This is a genomic window from Kitasatospora sp. NPDC088391, assembly GCF_044753345.1.
Lineage (GTDB): Bacteria > Actinomycetota > Actinomycetes > Streptomycetales > Streptomycetaceae > Kitasatospora.
The window spans coordinates 103856-118569 of the sequence record NZ_JBIVNB010000006.1; the positions used below are offsets into that span (position 1 = coordinate 103856).

12 protein-coding genes are annotated in these 14714 nt (G+C 72.6%); 4 read left to right on the forward strand and 8 right to left on the reverse strand.

Annotation, left to right across the window (positions count from 1 at the left end; all coding sequences use genetic code 11):
* Window positions 1-10: 10 nt before the first annotated feature.
* Window positions 11-2776: a ComEC/Rec2 family competence protein gene (locus ACIQBJ_RS19715; protein ID WP_400711656.1), complete on the forward strand. Its 2766-nt coding sequence runs from the start codon at window positions 11-13 to the stop codon at window positions 2774-2776.
* Between the two features lie 71 nt (window positions 2777-2847).
* Here ACIQBJ_RS19715 and ACIQBJ_RS19720 read toward each other — a convergent pair whose 3' ends face one another.
* On the reverse strand, window positions 2848-3111 hold the full coding sequence (locus tag ACIQBJ_RS19720) for a hypothetical protein (protein ID WP_400711659.1): 264 nt from the start codon (window positions 3109-3111) through the stop codon (window positions 2848-2850).
* Window positions 3112-3214: 103 nt separating this feature from the next.
* Between ACIQBJ_RS19720 and holA the strand changes: the two genes are divergently transcribed.
* Window positions 3215-4207: a DNA polymerase III subunit delta gene (gene holA / locus ACIQBJ_RS19725; RefSeq protein ID WP_400711662.1), complete on the forward strand. Its 993-nt coding sequence runs from the start codon at window positions 3215-3217 to the stop codon at window positions 4205-4207.
* Window positions 4208-4292: 85 nt separating this feature from the next.
* Here holA and ACIQBJ_RS19730 read toward each other — a convergent pair whose 3' ends face one another.
* The 3 genes from ACIQBJ_RS19730 to ACIQBJ_RS19740 all read right to left on the reverse strand — a co-directional run bounded on the left by ACIQBJ_RS19730 (window position 4293) and on the right by ACIQBJ_RS19740 (window position 5899).
* A complete protein-coding gene (locus tag ACIQBJ_RS19730; protein ID WP_400711665.1) occupies window positions 4293-4772 on the reverse strand; it encodes a DUF732 domain-containing protein in 480 nt (159 codons plus the stop codon).
* 368 nt (window positions 4773-5140) lie between these two features.
* Complete coding sequence (gene rpsT, locus ACIQBJ_RS19735) at window positions 5141-5404, reverse strand: 30S ribosomal protein S20 (protein WP_099899135.1); 264 nt, start codon at window positions 5402-5404, stop codon at window positions 5141-5143.
* Window positions 5405-5593: 189 nt separating this feature from the next.
* Window positions 5594-5899, reverse strand: coding sequence for an antibiotic biosynthesis monooxygenase family protein (locus ACIQBJ_RS19740; protein WP_400711668.1), 306 nt, complete (start codon window positions 5897-5899; stop codon window positions 5594-5596).
* 104 nt (window positions 5900-6003) lie between these two features.
* On the opposite strand from ACIQBJ_RS19740, the gene lepA reads away from it, so the two are divergent.
* Complete coding sequence (gene lepA, locus ACIQBJ_RS19745) at window positions 6004-7872, forward strand: translation elongation factor 4 (RefSeq protein WP_400711671.1); 1869 nt, start codon at window positions 6004-6006, stop codon at window positions 7870-7872.
* Window positions 7873-7998: 126 nt separating this feature from the next.
* Here the strand turns inward: lepA and ACIQBJ_RS19750 are convergent, their stop codons facing one another.
* Entirely contained in the window at window positions 7999-9069 is a 1071-nt protein-coding gene (locus tag ACIQBJ_RS19750) for an NAD(P)/FAD-dependent oxidoreductase (protein WP_400711674.1), read from the reverse strand.
* Between the two features lie 126 nt (window positions 9070-9195).
* Window positions 9196-9744: a MarR family winged helix-turn-helix transcriptional regulator gene (locus tag ACIQBJ_RS19755; RefSeq protein WP_400711677.1), complete on the reverse strand. Its 549-nt coding sequence runs from the start codon at window positions 9742-9744 to the stop codon at window positions 9196-9198.
* A 112-nt stretch (window positions 9745-9856) separates the two neighbouring features.
* On the opposite strand from ACIQBJ_RS19755, the gene ACIQBJ_RS19760 reads away from it, so the two are divergent.
* Complete coding sequence (locus ACIQBJ_RS19760) at window positions 9857-10834, forward strand: EamA family transporter (RefSeq protein ID WP_400711680.1); 978 nt, start codon at window positions 9857-9859, stop codon at window positions 10832-10834.
* Window positions 10835-10841: 7 nt separating this feature from the next.
* Here the strand turns inward: ACIQBJ_RS19760 and ACIQBJ_RS19765 are convergent, their stop codons facing one another.
* The gene (locus tag ACIQBJ_RS19765) at window positions 10842-12740 is read right to left on the reverse strand and encodes an ABC transporter ATP-binding protein (protein WP_400712552.1); all 1899 of its coding nucleotides are present in this window, start codon (window positions 12738-12740) and stop codon (window positions 10842-10844) included.
* 188 nt (window positions 12741-12928) lie between these two features.
* Complete coding sequence (locus ACIQBJ_RS19770; protein WP_400711683.1) at window positions 12929-14662, reverse strand: ABC transporter ATP-binding protein; 1734 nt, start codon at window positions 14660-14662, stop codon at window positions 12929-12931.
* Window positions 14663-14714 lie beyond the last annotated feature (52 nt).

Consider the following 14714-nt stretch of genomic DNA (forward strand, 5'->3'; position numbering starts at 1 on the left):
AGGCGCCGCGTTGCCCGCCACGCCCACGACCGGTCAGGGCCGAACCGACCACCGGCTCCTCCTCCCGGCCTGCACCGCATGGGTGGTGACCGCCGCCGCCCTCGGCCTCGCCCCGCGGTACCAGCCGTTGTTGCTGCTGGCGGCGCTGCTGAGCGCCGCGACCGGCCTCACCCTCCTCACCGCGAAAGGACCACGCCCCTCCACCCACCAGCCCTCTGCCCACCGCCTGGCCGCCGCCGTCCTCCTGACAGCCGCGGCGGCAACGACCACGACCGTCCTCCACACCGCGGACCTGCACCGCGGACCCCTCCCGGAACTGGCGCGGCCACCGGCGGCACAGATCCGGGAAGGCCCTGGATCACCACCGCCGGAGGCCGACCCGTCGGTGGCGGCCATCGCCGGAACGGAGACCGGGAAACCCGACCGCGAGAAGCCCGCCAACCCCAGGGTCACCGTCGAACTGACCGTCACCCGCGACCCCGAACCGCACGGAGCACACACCCGGGGCAGCGGCCTGTCCCGGCCGACCCTCACCATCCCCGCCCTCGTCACCCGCGTCCGCCCGACCGCCCTCCCGGCGGACACACCATCCCCGTCCGTCACCACCCGGACGCCCGTCACCCTGTTCATCCGTGCCCAGGACATCGACCAGTGGCGGCAGTTGATCCCCTCGACCAGGATCGCGGTCGAAGTGGAAGTGCTGCCGGAACCGCAGAAGACCGGAGGCGGCCGACGCTCCCACACCGACACGGCGGCCCTGCTCGCCCCTCAGGGACAACCCTTCGTCATCGCCCCGCCCAACCTGCCGCAGCGACTCGCGGCCCAACTCCGCCAAGGACTCCGGGACGCGTGCGACCACCTGCCACCGGACACCCGGGGACTGCTCCCGGGACTCGTGGTGGGCGACGTGTCCAGACTCCCCGACGATCTGTCAGCAGCCTTCCGGGCCACCGACCTCGGCCACCTGGTCGCGGTCAGCGGCGCCAACCTGGCGATCATCCTCGCGGTCCTGATCGGCGGCACCCCCACCGAGCCCGACGCACCGGGCCGCGGCGGCCTGGCCCGGCAGTTGGGACTCTCCTTCCGGACGACGGCACTGCTCGGAACAGGGCTCACCCTGGCCTTCGTCACCATCTGCCGCCCGGACCCGAGCGTGCTCCGGGCCGCGGCCACCGGACTCCTCGGACTGCTGGCCCTGGCCACCGGCAGGCCGCGCCAGGGCGTGCCCGTCCTGGCCGGCGCGGTACTGATCCTGATTCTGGTCGACCCCTACCTCGCCCGCTCCTACGGATTCCTGCTCTCGGCACTGGCCACCGCCGGACTGCTCCTCCTTGGCCCGAGATGGACAGCGGCCCTGCGGGCTCGCCGCTGGCCGCACCACCTCGCCTCGGCGGTCGGCGCCACTGCGGCGGCGCAGGCCTTCTGCTCGCCCGTCACCGTCCTGCTGGCACCGCGGGTCAGCCTGGTCGGGATCCCCTGCAACCTGCTGGCCGAGATCGCCGTCGCCCCCGCCACCCTGCTCGGATTCGCCACCCTGGCCGTCGCCCCGTTCTCGAAGGGCGCCGCCGAATTCCTGGCGGATCTCGCCGCGCTCCCGGTGGGATGGCTGGTCGCCGTCGCACGACGCGGCGCGGAACTTCCCGGAGCCGAACTCGCCTGGCCGGCCGGGCTGTTCGGTTCGGCGCTGCTGATCGTGGTGATCGTGTCGCTGGCCTGGGCGATCCCGTTGCGGCGAGCCGGGCGGCGGCCCGGGCACCCCCGGACCCGGATGCTGATCGCGCTCGTCGGCGCGATCGTCCTGCCACTGGTGCTGCTGCGCCCACCGTCCGTCGTGCGCCTGGCGACCGGCTGGCCGGTGGCCGGGTGGCGCTTGGCGATGTGCGACATCGGACAGGGCGACATGACCGTGCTGCCGGTCGAACCCGGTACTGCCGTGGTGGTGGACGCCGGGCCGGATGCCGGAGCGGCCGATGCCTGCCTGCGGGACCTCGGGGTGGCCAGGGTGCCGCTGCTGATCCTGACGCACTTCCACGCCGACCACGTGGAAGGCGTCCCCGGCGTGCTGCGTGGCCGGTCGGTCGGGGCGATCGAGGTGACCACCTCGGACGAACCGGACGGCGAGCGGGCCAGAGTGCTGCGCTGGGCGGCGGCCGACGGAATCCCGGTGCTTCGGGCCCGGCGCGGAGAGCAGCGCACGGCGGGAGCCCGCCTCACCTGGCAGGTCCTGTGGCCGACCCCGTCCCCGGCCCTCGACGCCTCGGGGCCGAACAACTCCAGCATCGCGTTGCTCGCCACCCTCGGCCCGCCCGCGACCGCCCTGCGAGTGGCCCTGCTCGGAGACCTGGAACCCCCGGCCCAAGCGGCGGTGCTCGGCCTCGGCACGCCGCCGAGGGTCGGCCTCCCCGACCCGCCTTTGATAACTGACGAGGCATCAGAAAAGCTGTGGGAAGGGGAACATGGCGCAGTGGCATCGGACGGCGTGAGACAGGCCGGTCCGGGGCCGCCCCCGGGCATCGGGCGGGTCGACGTGCTCAAGGTGGCCCACCACGGGTCGGCGAACCAGGACTGGTCGCTGATGGCCTCGCTCCGGCCGAGACTCGCCCTGGTCTCCTGCGGCGAAGGCAACCCGTACGGGCATCCCGCGCCGCGGACCGTGACCGGGCTGAAGGCGCTCGGGGCGACAGTGGTCCGCACCGACCTGGTCGGCGACATCGCCGTCCTGGGCGATGCCCGGACCCTGGCGGTGGCCACCCACGCCCGTCCCGTCCGCGGCTGACTGCCCGGTGCGGCCCACCCGGTCCGGGCGGGCCGTGGCCGAGGGAGTAGGTGGGGTAGGCGGGGGCGGGGTCAGCCCTGCTCCCGCCACCCGTCCTGCGCGGCGACGAGCTGGTCCAGCGCGGTCAGCAGCGGTGCCGTCCAGCCACCGTCCTCGGGTGCCTCCACCACCACCAGCCACTGGGCGTCCTCGGCGTCGTCCTCGCCCGCGAGGGCGTCCCGGAGGACCTCCACGTCGCCCAGCTCGGGCCAGCGCGTGTTCAGCTCCTCGGCCACCTCCTCCGCGGCGTCGCGGTCGGGCAGGACGAGCAGTTGGCGGTCAATGTTCTCGGTCACGCCATCATTCTGCCGAGCCGGGGCGGGACAGCGGCGGGCAGGTGGTGCCGGGCGCGGTGACACCGGCGGAAGCTGTCGGCCCGGCGTGCGATCCTGGTACGCGATGGCCAGGAAGAGTGCACCCGACGACCTGCTCGCCCCGCTGACCGTTGCGGTCGGCCAGGAGGAGTTGCTGCTCGACCGCGCGGTCGCCGAGGTGGTGGCCGCGGCCCGCGCCGCGGACCCGGAGACGGACGTCCGGGACCTCGCGCCCGGTGCCCTGCAGGCCGGCCAGCTCGCCGAGTTGACCACGCCCTCGCTGTTCGCCGAGCGGAAGGTCATCGTGGTCAGGGCCGCCCAGGACCTGGCGGCCGACGCGGTCAAGGACATCAAGGCGTACCTGGACGCCCCCGTCGAAGAAGTGATCATGGTGCTGGTGCACGCGGGCGGGGCCAAGGGCAAGGGCCTGCTGGACGCGGCGAAGAAGGCGGGGGCCCGCGAGGTCCAGTGCGCCAAGCTCACCAAGGCGAGCGAGAAACTGGCGTTCATCCGCAACGAGTTCCGCACCATCGGACGCGCCGCCAGCCCCGAGGCCTGCCAGGCGCTGTTGGACTCCCTCGGCAGTGACCTGCGGGAACTGTCCGCCGCGTGCAGCCAGTTGACGGCGGACATCGAAGGCCCGATCGACGAGGCGGCGGTCGCCAAGTACTACAGCGGGCGGGCCGAGGCGACGGGCTTCGAAGTGGCCGACCTCGCGGTCACCGGCCGCGCCGCCGAGGCGCTGGAACGGCTGCGCTGGGCGCTGGCCGTCGGCCAGCCGCCGACGGGCATCACCTACGCCCTCGCCTCCGGCGTCCGCAGCATCGGCCGGCTCGCCGGTGCCGGGCGCAACATGCGGCCGGGCGACCTGGCCCGCGAACTCGGGATGCCGCCCTGGAAGGTGGACCGGGTCCGGCAGCAGATGCGCGGCTGGACGGGCGACGGCGTGGCCGCCGCGCTCACCGCCGTCGCCGAGGCCGACGCCGCGGTCAAGGGCGGCTCCGACGACCCCGCCTACGCCCTGGAGCGGGCCGTGGTCGCGGTGGCCCGCGCCTCCAAGGCCGGCCGCCCGTACTAGCCGGGGCACCGCTCCCGGGGCGCCGCCGCCCGCACCCGGACCGACCGGTCGGCCGGGGCGCGGTGCGGCAGGCGAGGGTGGTGCGTCACGCGCAGAAGGAGACCTTCACCGCGGCGACGATGGCGATGCCGTCCTCGGCGGTCAGCTTGACGCTGCCACCGCTGAAGTACTGGGCGGCGTTGGTGGCGACGGTGGCCGTCTCCTTCCCCTCCTTGAGCTCCTGGCAGACGCTGCGGGCCGCGCTGACGGCCTTGCCCTGGTCGGTGCCGAGCGCCGGGTTGAGGGCCTTCAGCCCGGCCAGCAGCCCGGCGGTCTGGGCCGCGTTCGGCGACGGGACGCTGCTCGCGGCGCCCGGCCCGCCCACGGCCGTCGGCGTGGTGGACGCGTGGGCGCCGGAGCTGGAGGTGGGGGCCGCCGAGCTGGCGGCGGGCACGGGCGCGGCGGACGTGGTGCCGGCGGTGCTGCTGCCGGCGCTGGTGGAGGTGCCGCTGTCGTCGGTGCAGGCGGTCAGGGTCAGGAGGGCGGTGGCGGCGGTCAGGCCGGCCGCGAGGAGTCTCAGACGCATGACGCCCACGCTTCCACGCCCCTGGCGGCACCGTGGGCGCTGTGACGGCCCTGTGACCGCGAGGGAGTCACCCTGTTGCAAGGGCACGGCCCGGAGCGGAACGCACACTGCCCGCCCGGGGAACCCGGGCGGGCAGTGGAAGGAGGGCCCGTCGCCGGGCGTTCCCTGTGAAGCTGCTGTACCGCACCCGCGTGGCGAACGCAGGCCGCGTGCGGTACGGGTCGTGCTGCTCGCCGGGCTCCGGGTAGAGGGCCGGGGCTTTCCGGGAGCGGGGGTCGGCGGTAGCGGGTAGAGGGCCGCTGGTCACGCCGTCCGGTTCGGTGCCGGGGCACCGGGTGCACGGCCGGGCCGTGCGGGAAGGACCAGGATCAGGCAGCGACGTTGACGCGCTTGGTGATCGCCGACTTCTTGTTGGCGGCCTGGTTCTTGTGGATGACGCCCTTGCTCACGGCCTTGTCGAGCGCCTTGGAGGCGGCACGGGCCAGCACGACGGCCTTCTCGGTCTCGCCGGCGGCAGCGGCCTCGCGGGCCTTGCGCAGGGCGGTCTTCAGCGAGGACTTGACGGCCTTGTTGCGCAGGCGCGCCTTCTCGTTGGTCTTGTTGCGCTTGATCTGGGACTTGATGTTCGCCACGAAAGAGCCTCAGTCTGTGTGAATCGACGTGAATCGACAGGTAAACGGGTCGCACCCGGTTGCCGCTCGGGCCTGCTGAGAGGGCATGCCGAGGGCGGAGTGCAGCGCCCCACGCTACCAGGGCCGCCCTGGGCGACCCAAACCGGGCCGCCGGACCGCCGGAGCGCGGGCCCCGCGGTCGACCACCCGTCAGGCGGTCAGCAGCGGTTCGCCGTAGTGCTCGACGACCGGGAACGGGTCGTAGTAGTGGTGCAGCAGTTCGCGCCAGCGGCCGTACTCGGCGGAGCGGCGGAAGCCCTCGGTGTGGTCCTCCAGCGTGTCCCAGCCGACCTGCAGCAGGAACCGCGAGGCGCCGCCCTCGTCCAGGCAGCGGCGCAGTTCCAGTGAGCGGAACCCGTGCTGGGCCGCGATCAGCGGGCGGGCCTCGGCGAAGGCCGCGAGGAAGGATTCCTCCTGGCCCGGGCGGACGTCGAGCAGGGCACTTTCCAAGATCATGCGGAGATCCTTCCGCACACCCGCTCGGGCGGGAAGCCCCCCCGGGTCGTTCGGCATGGGAGGATGGGCGGAACCATATTGACCGGATCAGAAATCGGACCAAGGTGCCCGCGACCCCCAGCAACGTGCCAGAGCCCAGCCGTACTGACCCGGCGGTGATTCGCAACTTCTGCATCATCGCCCACATCGACCACGGCAAGTCGACGCTCGCCGACCGGATGCTGCAGATCACCGGCGTGGTGGACCCCCGGCAGATGCGCGCCCAGTACCTCGACCGGATGGACATCGAGCGCGAGCGCGGCATCACCATCAAGTCCCAGGCCGTCCGCCTCCCGTGGGCGCCGCGGTCCGGCGATCGCGCGGGCACGACGCACATCCTGAACATGATCGACACCCCCGGCCACGTGGACTTCACGTACGAGGTGTCCCGCTCCCTCGCGGCCTGCGAGGGAACCATCCTGGTCGTCGACGCCGCCCAGGGCATCGAGGCGCAGACCCTCGCCAACCTGTACCTGGCGCTGGAGAACGACCTCACGATCATCCCCGTGCTCAACAAGATCGACCTGCCGGCCGCCCAGCCGGAGAAGTACGCCGCCGAGATCGCGCACATCATCGGCTGCGACCCCGAGGACGTGCTGAAGGTCTCCGCGAAGACCGGCCTCGGCGTGGAGGACCTGCTCGACCACGTGGTCGAGCGGATCCCCGCCCCGATCGGCGTCAAGGACGCCCCGGCCCGCGCGATGATCTTCGACTCGGTGTACGACTCCTACCGCGGCGTCGTCACCTACGTGCGAGTGGTGGACGGCCAGCTCACCAAGCGTGAGCGGATCGCCATGATGTCCACCGGCGCCACCCACGAGCTGCTGGAGATCGGCGTCATCTCGCCCGAGCCGAAGGTCGCCGACGGCCTCGGCGTCGGCGAGGTCGGCTACATCATCACCGGCGTGAAGGACGTCCGGCAGTCCAAGGTCGGCGACACCATCACCTCGATGCACAAGGGCGCGACCGAGCCGCTCGGCGGCTACAAGGACCCGCGCCCGATGGTGTTCTCCGGCCTCTACCCGCTGGACGGCTCGGACTACCCGCTGCTCCGCGACGCGCTGGACAAGCTGCGCCTGAACGACGCCGCGCTGGTCTACGAGCCGGAGACCTCGGTCGCGCTCGGCTTCGGCTACCGCTGCGGCTTCCTCGGCCTGCTGCACCTGGAGATCATCCGGGAGCGGCTGGAGCGCGAGTTCAACCTCGACCTGATCTCCACCGCCCCGAACGTGATCTACCGGGTGGTCATGGAGGACGGCAGCGAGCACACCGTCACCAACCCGAGCGAGTTCCCCACCGGCAAGATCGCCGAGGTGTACGAGCCGGTGGTGCGCGGCACCATCCTCGCCCCGAACGAGTTCGTCGGCGCGATCATGGAGCTGTGCCAGGCCCGCCGCGGCAACCTGCAGGGCATGGACTACCTCTCCGAGGACCGGGTCGAGCTGCGCTACACGCTGCCGCTCGCCGAGATCGTCTTCGACTTCTTCGACCAGCTGAAGTCCAAGACCCGCGGTTACGGCTCCTTCGACTACGAGCCGATCGGCGAGCAGACCGCCGACCTGGTGAAGGTCGACATCCTGCTGCACGGCGACGCGGTGGACGCGTTCTCCGCGATCGTGCACAAGGACAAGGCCTACAACTACGGCGTGATGATGGCCGGCAAGCTGCAGAAGCTGATCCCGCGGCAGCAGTTCGAGGTGCCGATCCAGGCCGCGATCGGCTCCCGGGTGATCGCCCGCGAGACGGTCCGCGCGATCCGCAAGGACGTCCTCGCCAAGTGCTACGGCGGCGACATCTCGCGCAAGCGCAAGCTGCTGGAGAAGCAGAAGGAAGGCAAGAAGCGGATGAAGATGGTCGGCCGGGTGGAGGTCCCGCAGGAGGCCTTCATCGCCGCGCTGTCGACGGACGCCGAGGCGCCCAAGGAGAAGAAGTAGCTCTCCTCGGCCGCCCGTGAAGCGGCGGCCACGACGGGCCGGAGTCCCCTGCGGGGGGCTCCGGCCCGTCGCCGTTGCGGCCACGGGCCCGGCCCGGCCCGGCCCGGGCCGGCGGCCGACGCGCCGTCAGCGCAGCGACAGCGGGAGGCCCTTGACGATGCCCGCCTTGACCAGCCGGCCGAGCGCGCCCGTCACCACCCGCGGCCGGACCGAGTCGTCCGGGTGGATCAGCTGCACCAGGGCCTCGCCCCGGCCGAGGCTGATGCACTGGAGGGCGTACCGGAAGGCGAACGGTTCGGCGGTGCGGCCGGTCAGCAGCTTGGCCAGGTAGCGGCCCTGCGGCATCGCGGTCGCACAGGCCATCCGCAGCCGGCCGATGCCGGGGACCTCAACCGCGGCGGCGTCCCCGACCACGTGCACCTCGGGGTGCGAGAGCGAGCGCAGGTGGCCGTCCACCAGCGCCCGGCCGTCCTCGGCGACGGCCAGCCCGGCCTCCGCCGCCAACGGGTGCGCCTCCAGCGAGGCCGCCCACACCACCACGTCGGCCGGGATCGGGCCGCCGTCGGTCTCCAGCCCCTCGGCGGTGACGGCGACGACCCGCCGCTCCTCGTCCACCCGCGCGCCCAGTCGCCCGAGCACCTTCAGCACGTGCGCCCGGCCGCGCTCCGACAGCCAGCCGCCGACCCGGCCCGCCGCGACCAGCCGGACCTGCCAGGCCGGGTACGCCTCGGCCAGCTCGGTGGCCAGCTCGATGCCGGTCGCGCCGCCGCCGACCACCGCGACCGTCCCCGGCGCCGGGGCCCCGGCGATCCGGCGGCGCAGCTCCTCGGCGCGCTCCGCCGAGTACGCGTGCTCGGCCGCGCCCGGCACCGTGCCCCAGGCGGTCCGGCTGCCGAGCGCGTACACCAGGGTGTCGTAGGCCAGCCGCCCGCCGTCCTCGGTGGCCACCTTCCGGGCCGCCAGGTCGAGTTCGGTGACCCGGGTGGCCAGGTGGGTCACCCGGCGGCCGCGCAGCACGTGGGCGACGTCGGGGCGGGCGACCCGGTGGCCCGCCGCGATCTCGTGCTGGCGGACCCGGTGGTGGAAGCGCTGCTCGGGGGCGATCAGGGTGACCCGGTCCTGGCCGCGACCGATCCCGGCGGCGGCCGACAGTCCCGCGTAGCCCGCGCCGATCACCACGATGTGCTTGCCGGTCATCTCGTCCTCCTTCAGGACCCCGCCCGGTGGCGGTTCTGGAAGGAGGACAGGGCAGCCCCCGGAAGTGTGACAGTGGCCTGCGTCACATCGCCGGAGCGGCCGGGGGAGAAGGCGCGGCGGCGGCCGTCAGCGGCGGGCCGGGGCCGGGTGCGCGGTCGTCTCGACGCTGTGCAGCAGATCCCGGAGCAGGCCGTTCAGCTCGGCCAGCCGCCGTTCGCCGAGCCGGTCGATGATCCGCTGCTGGACGGCCAGGCCGGCGGCCACCGCCTGGTCGACGGTCTCCCGGCCCTGCTCGGTGAGGGTGATCCGCAGGCCCCGGCGGTCGTGCGGGTCGGGGGAGCGGGTCACCAGTCCGGCCCGCTCCAGCTTGTCCAGCCGGCCGGTCATCCCGCCGGTGGTGAGCATCAGCGTCGCCGTCAGCTCGCGCGGCGACAGCGAGAACGGCTCCCCGGCGCGGCGCAGCGTGGCCAGCACGTCGAACTCGCCGCGACCGATCCCGAACGGCGCGTACGCCTGCTCCATCAGTTCGCCGACCGCCCGGGAGACCCGGTGCACCCGGCCGAACGCGGCCATCGCCTCCGTCCGGTCGGCCAGGTCGGGGCGCTCGTGCCGCCACTGGTCGGCGATCGCGTCGACGGGGTCGTGCGGGGCGAGGCGCGGGTCCACTCGGTCCATCCGGCCAGTCTGGCACAGCGGCGCGGGGCCGTTGGGCGGTCGGCGGGCGGCCGCCGAGACGGCCTCGATTAAATGGCTGGACACTAAGTAGCTTGGCGCTAAGCTATTTTCCATGCGAAACGTAGCCCTCACTGCGCTCGCCCCGCTCGCGTGGGGCTCCACCTACATCGTGACGACCGAACTGCTGCCCGCAGAAAGGCCGTTGCTCACCGCCACGCTCCGCGCCCTGCCGGCCGGGCTGGTCCTGCTGGCCGCGACGCGGAGACTTCCCACCGGTGCCTGGTGGTGGCGCTCGGCCGTCCTCGGCGCGCTCAACATCGGGGTCTTCTTCGGGCTGGTCTTCGTCGCCGCCTACCGCCTCCCCGGCGGGGTCGCGGCGGTGCTCGGCGCGATACAGCCGCTGCTGGCCGCCGCGCTGGCGGTGCCGCTGCTGGGCGAGCGGTTCGGGCGGCGCTCCCTGGTCGCCGGTGCCGTCGGCGTCCTCGGGGTCTCCCTGGTCGTCCTCCGCGCCACCGTCCACCTGGACGCGCTCGGCCTCCTCGCCGGCCTGGCCGGCGCCGCGGCGATGGCGGCGGGCACGGTGCTCACCAAGCGCTGGGGCCGCCCGGCCGGGGTCGGCCCGCTGGCCATGACGGGCTGGCAGCTGACGGCGGGCGGGCTGCTCCTGCTGCCCGTCGCCGCCCTGGTCGAGGGCGCCCCGCCGGCGCTCAGCGGCACCAACCTGCTCGGGTACGGCTATCTCGCGGTGGCCAACACCGCGCTGGCGTACTGGCTCTGGTTCCGCGGCATCGGCCGGCTCCCCGCCACCTCGGTCGCCTTCCTGGGCCTGCTCAGCCCGGTCTCCGCGGCGGTGATCGGCTGGGCCGCCCTCGGCCAGGCCCTCACCGCGCTCCAACTCCTGGGCATGGCCCTCGCCCTGGGCTCCACCCTGCTCGGCCAGCGTCAGCCCCAGCAGCCGACCGCCCACACCGTGCTCGCCGCCCCCACCCCGGCGGCCACCCCCGCCCCCGATCCCACTCCGGGTTCGGCCGCCCCGATACGCCAGGGGGAGGCCCGCGACACGGACCTCCCCCTGGCAGCGCACCGCTGACGCGGCGTCAGTCGACCTCGGCCACCGCCTGGGCGAACTGGGCCTTGTACAGGCGCGCGTAGGCACCGTCCTTGGCGATCAGTTCGTCATGGCTGCCCTGCTCGACGATCGAGCCGTTCTCCATCACCAGGATCACGTCGGCGTCCCGGATGGTGGAGAGCCGGTGGGCGATCACGAAGCTGGTACGGCCGGTACGCAGTTCGGCCATCGCCCGCTGGATCAGCACCTCGGTACGGGTGTCGACGGAGCTGGTGGCCTCGTCGAGCACCAGGATCGAGGGCTGGGCGAGGAAGGCCCGGGCGATGGTGATCAGCTGCTTCTCACCGGCGCTGACCCCGGAGCCCTCGTCGTCCAGGACGGTGTCGTAGCCGTCCGGCAGGGTCCGCACGAAGCGGTCGGCGTGCGCGGCCTTCGCCGCGGCGATGACCTGCTCCTTGCTGGCGGACTCGGCACCGTAGGCGATGTTCTCGGCAATGGTGCCGCCGAAGAGCCAGGTGTCCTGGAGGACCATGCCGATGCCGGAGCGCAGGTCCTCGCGGGACATCGCGGAGATGTCCACGCCGTCGAGGGTGATCCGGCCCCCGCTGACTTCGTAGAAGCGCATCAGGAGGTTGACCATGGTGGTCTTGCCGGCACCGGTCGGGCCGACGATGGCCACGGTGTGGCCCGGCTCGACCTTCAGCGACAGGCCGTCGATCAGCGGCTTGTCGGGGGAGTAGCGGAAGGAGACGTCCTCGAAGGCGACCCGCCCGCGCAGTTCGGCGGGGCGCTCCGGGTGCAGCGGCTCGGGGGACTGCTCGTCGGCGTCGAGCAGTTCGAAGACCCGCTCGGCGGAGGCGACCCCGGACTGCACCAGGTTGGCCATCGAGGCGACCTGGCTGAGCGGCTGGCTGAACTGGCGGGAGTACTGGATGAAGGCCTGCACGTCACCGATGCTCAGCGCCCCGCTGGCGACCCGCAGACCGCCGACCACCGCGACCAGCACGTAGTTGATGTTGCCGACCAGCATCATCGCGGGCTGGATGATGCCCGAGATGAACTGCGCCCGGAAGGAGGCCTCGTAGAGGGCCTGGTTCTCCCGCTCGAAGAGCTCCCCGGCCTCCTTCTGGCGGCCGAAGACCTTCACCAGGCTGTGCCCGGTGAACATCTCCTCGATGTGGGCGTTCAGCTTGCCGGTGGAGCCCCACTGCTTGATGAACTGCGGCTGGGCCCGCTTGCCGACCTTGGTGGCGACGACCACCGAGACCGGCACCGAGACCAGCGCGATCACCGCCAGCAGCGGCGAGATCCAGAACATCATCGCCAGCACGCCGACGATGGTGAGGAGGGAGTTCACCACCTGGCCCATGGTCTGCTGCATGGACTGGTTGATGTTGTCGATGTCGTTGGTGACCCGGCTGAGCACCTCGCCGCGCGGCTGGCGGTCGAAGTAGCTGAGCGGCAGCCGGGCCAGCTTCGCCTCGACCTCCTCGCGGAGCCGGAACACCGTGCGGTTGATCGCCAGCGCGGCCAGTCGGCCCTGGATCACACCGAACACGATCGCCGCCACGTAGATGGCCAGCACCCAGAGGAGGATGGTGCCGATGGCGTGGAAGTCCATGCCCTTGCCGGGCGTGAAGTCGATCGAGGAGAGCAGGTTGGCGACGTCGCCGTCGCCCTTGGCGCGCAGGCCGTCGATGGCGGCCTGCTTGCTCGGGGCACCGGCGAACCGGGGGCCGGTGGCACCGGCCACGATCAGGTCGGTCGCCTTGCCGAGCACCCGGGGCCCGGCGACCTGGCAGCCGATCGACAGCGCGCCGAGTCCGAGCACGGTGAACAGCAGGGTGCGCTCGGACTTGAGCAGGCCGAGCAGTCGCCTGGCGGAGTTGCCGAAGTCCTTGGACTTCTCGGTGCCCTGGGCGCCCATGAACCGCCCGGGGCCGGGGCCGCCGCGACGGGCCGCCGCCTCCTGGGAGTTGGAGGCCGATCCGCTCTCCGCGGGCCCGGCGTCCGCAGGCCCGGCGTCCGCAGGCGCGGCGTCGGCCGGGGCGGCGTCGGTCGGTGTGGCGGCCTTGGCCAGGTCGGGGCCGGACTGCTCGGGCTTGTCGGGGGTGGTCACGCCGCCTCCTGCTCGGTGAGCTGGGAGAGCACGATCTCCCGGTACGTCGGGTTGTCGGCCATCAGTTCCTGGTGGGTGCCGGTGCCGACGACGGCGCCCTCGTCGAGGACGATGATCCGGTCGGCGTCCCGGATGGTGGAGACGCGCTGGGCCACGATCACCACGGTGGCCTGCTCGGTCTCCTGGGCGAGCGCGGCGCGGAGCCGGGCGTCGGTGGCGTAGTCGAGGGCCGAGAAGGAGTCGTCGAACAGGTAGATCTCGGGCTTGCGGACGAGGGCCCGGGCGATGGCCAGGCGCTGGCGCTGTCCGCCGGAGACGTTGGTGCCGCCCTGGGAGATCGGGGCGTCCAGGCCCTCGGGGAACTTCGACACGAAGTCCTTGGCCTGGGCGGTCTCCAGGGCCTGCCACAGCTCTTCGTCAGTGGCCTCGGGCTTGCCGTAGCGCAGGTTGGAGGCGACGGTGCCGGAGAACAGGTAGGGCTTCTGCGGGACGAGGCCGATCACCTCGGACAGCTTCTGCGGGTCGAGCTCGCGGACGTCGACGCCGTCGATCAGGACCTCGCCGCCGGTGGCGTCGAAGAGCCGGGGGACGAGGCCCAGCAGGGTGGTCTTGCCGGCGCCGGTGGAGCCGATGACGGCGGTGGTCTCGCCGGGCCGGGCGGTCAGGTCGATGCCGCGCAGCACGGGGACCTCGGCGCCGGGGTAGCGGAACTCGACGCCGCGCAGTTCGAGGGTGCCGTGGGCGTGCAGCTCGGTGACGGGGTTGAGCGGCGGGACGACGCTGGACTCGGTGTTCAGCACCTCCTGGATGCGCTCGGCGCAGACCTCGGCACGCGGCACCATCATGAACATGAAGGTGGCCATCATGACGCTCATCAGGATCTGCATCAGGTAGGAGAGGAAGGCGGTGAGGGCGCCGATCTGCATGCCGCCGCTCTCGATGCGGTGCGCGCCGAACCAGAAGACCGCGACGCTGGAGATGTTCACCACGCCCATCACGACGGGGAACATCAGCGCCATCAGCCGGCCGACCCGCAGCGAGTAGTCGGCGAGTTCGCCGTTGGCGCCGGTGAACCGCTTGGCCTCGTGGTCGTCCTTGACGAAGGCGCGGATGACGCGGATGCCGGTGATCTGCTCGCGCATGATCCGGTTGACCGAGTCGATCCGGGTCTGCATGCCGCGGAACTGCGGGCGCATCCGGCCGACCAGCACGGTGACGACCGCGCCGAGGGCGGGGACGACGGCCAGCAGCAGGCCGGAGAGCGGCACGTCCTGGTTGAGCGCCATGATGACGCCGCCGACGCACATGATCGGCGCGGCGACCATCAGGGTGAAGGTCATCAGCGCCAGCATCTGCACCTGCTGGACGTCGTTGGTGGTCCGGGTGATCAGGGAGGGGGCGCCGAACTGGTTGAGCTCGCGGGCGGAGAAGTCCTGCACCCGGGCGAAGACGGCGCCGCGGAGGTCGCGGCCGACGGCCATCGCGGTGCGGGCGCCGTAGTAGACCGCGCCGATCGAGCAGGCGGCCTGGGCCAGCGAGACGCCGACCATCACCGCGCCGACCCGGAGGATGTATCCGGTGTCGCCCTTGAGGACGCCGCTGTCGATGATGTCGGCGTTCAGGGTCGGCAGGTAGAGCATGCCGATGGTGGAGACCAGCTGGAGCAGCACCAGCACCGTGATGTCGCGGGAGTAGGGGCCGAGGTGGGCCCGTAGGAGTCTGAAAAGCACCGTGACACTCTCGTCTTCGAAGGGGACGCACGCATCCCAAATTCGGGTACTT

Coding starts and splice junctions, on each gene's coding strand:
- holA (WP_400711662.1), top strand. CDS start 3,215: ATGGCCAGGAAGAGTGCACCCGACGACCTGCTCGCCCCGCTGACCGTT.
- ACIQBJ_RS19730 (WP_400711665.1), bottom strand. CDS start 4,772: ATGCGTCTGAGACTCCTCGCGGCCGGCCTGACCGCCGCCACCGCCCTC.
- ACIQBJ_RS19740 (WP_400711668.1), bottom strand. CDS start 5,899: ATGATCTTGGAAAGTGCCCTGCTCGACGTCCGCCCGGGCCAGGAGGAA.
- ACIQBJ_RS19750 (WP_400711674.1), bottom strand. CDS start 9,069: ATGACCGGCAAGCACATCGTGGTGATCGGCGCGGGCTACGCGGGACTG.
- ACIQBJ_RS19755 (WP_400711677.1), bottom strand. CDS start 9,744: ATGGACCGAGTGGACCCGCGCCTCGCCCCGCACGACCCCGTCGACGCG.
- ACIQBJ_RS19760 (WP_400711680.1), top strand. CDS start 9,857: ATGCGAAACGTAGCCCTCACTGCGCTCGCCCCGCTCGCGTGGGGCTCC.
- ACIQBJ_RS19765 (WP_400712552.1), bottom strand. CDS start 12,740: ATGGGCGCCCAGGGCACCGAGAAGTCCAAGGACTTCGGCAACTCCGCC.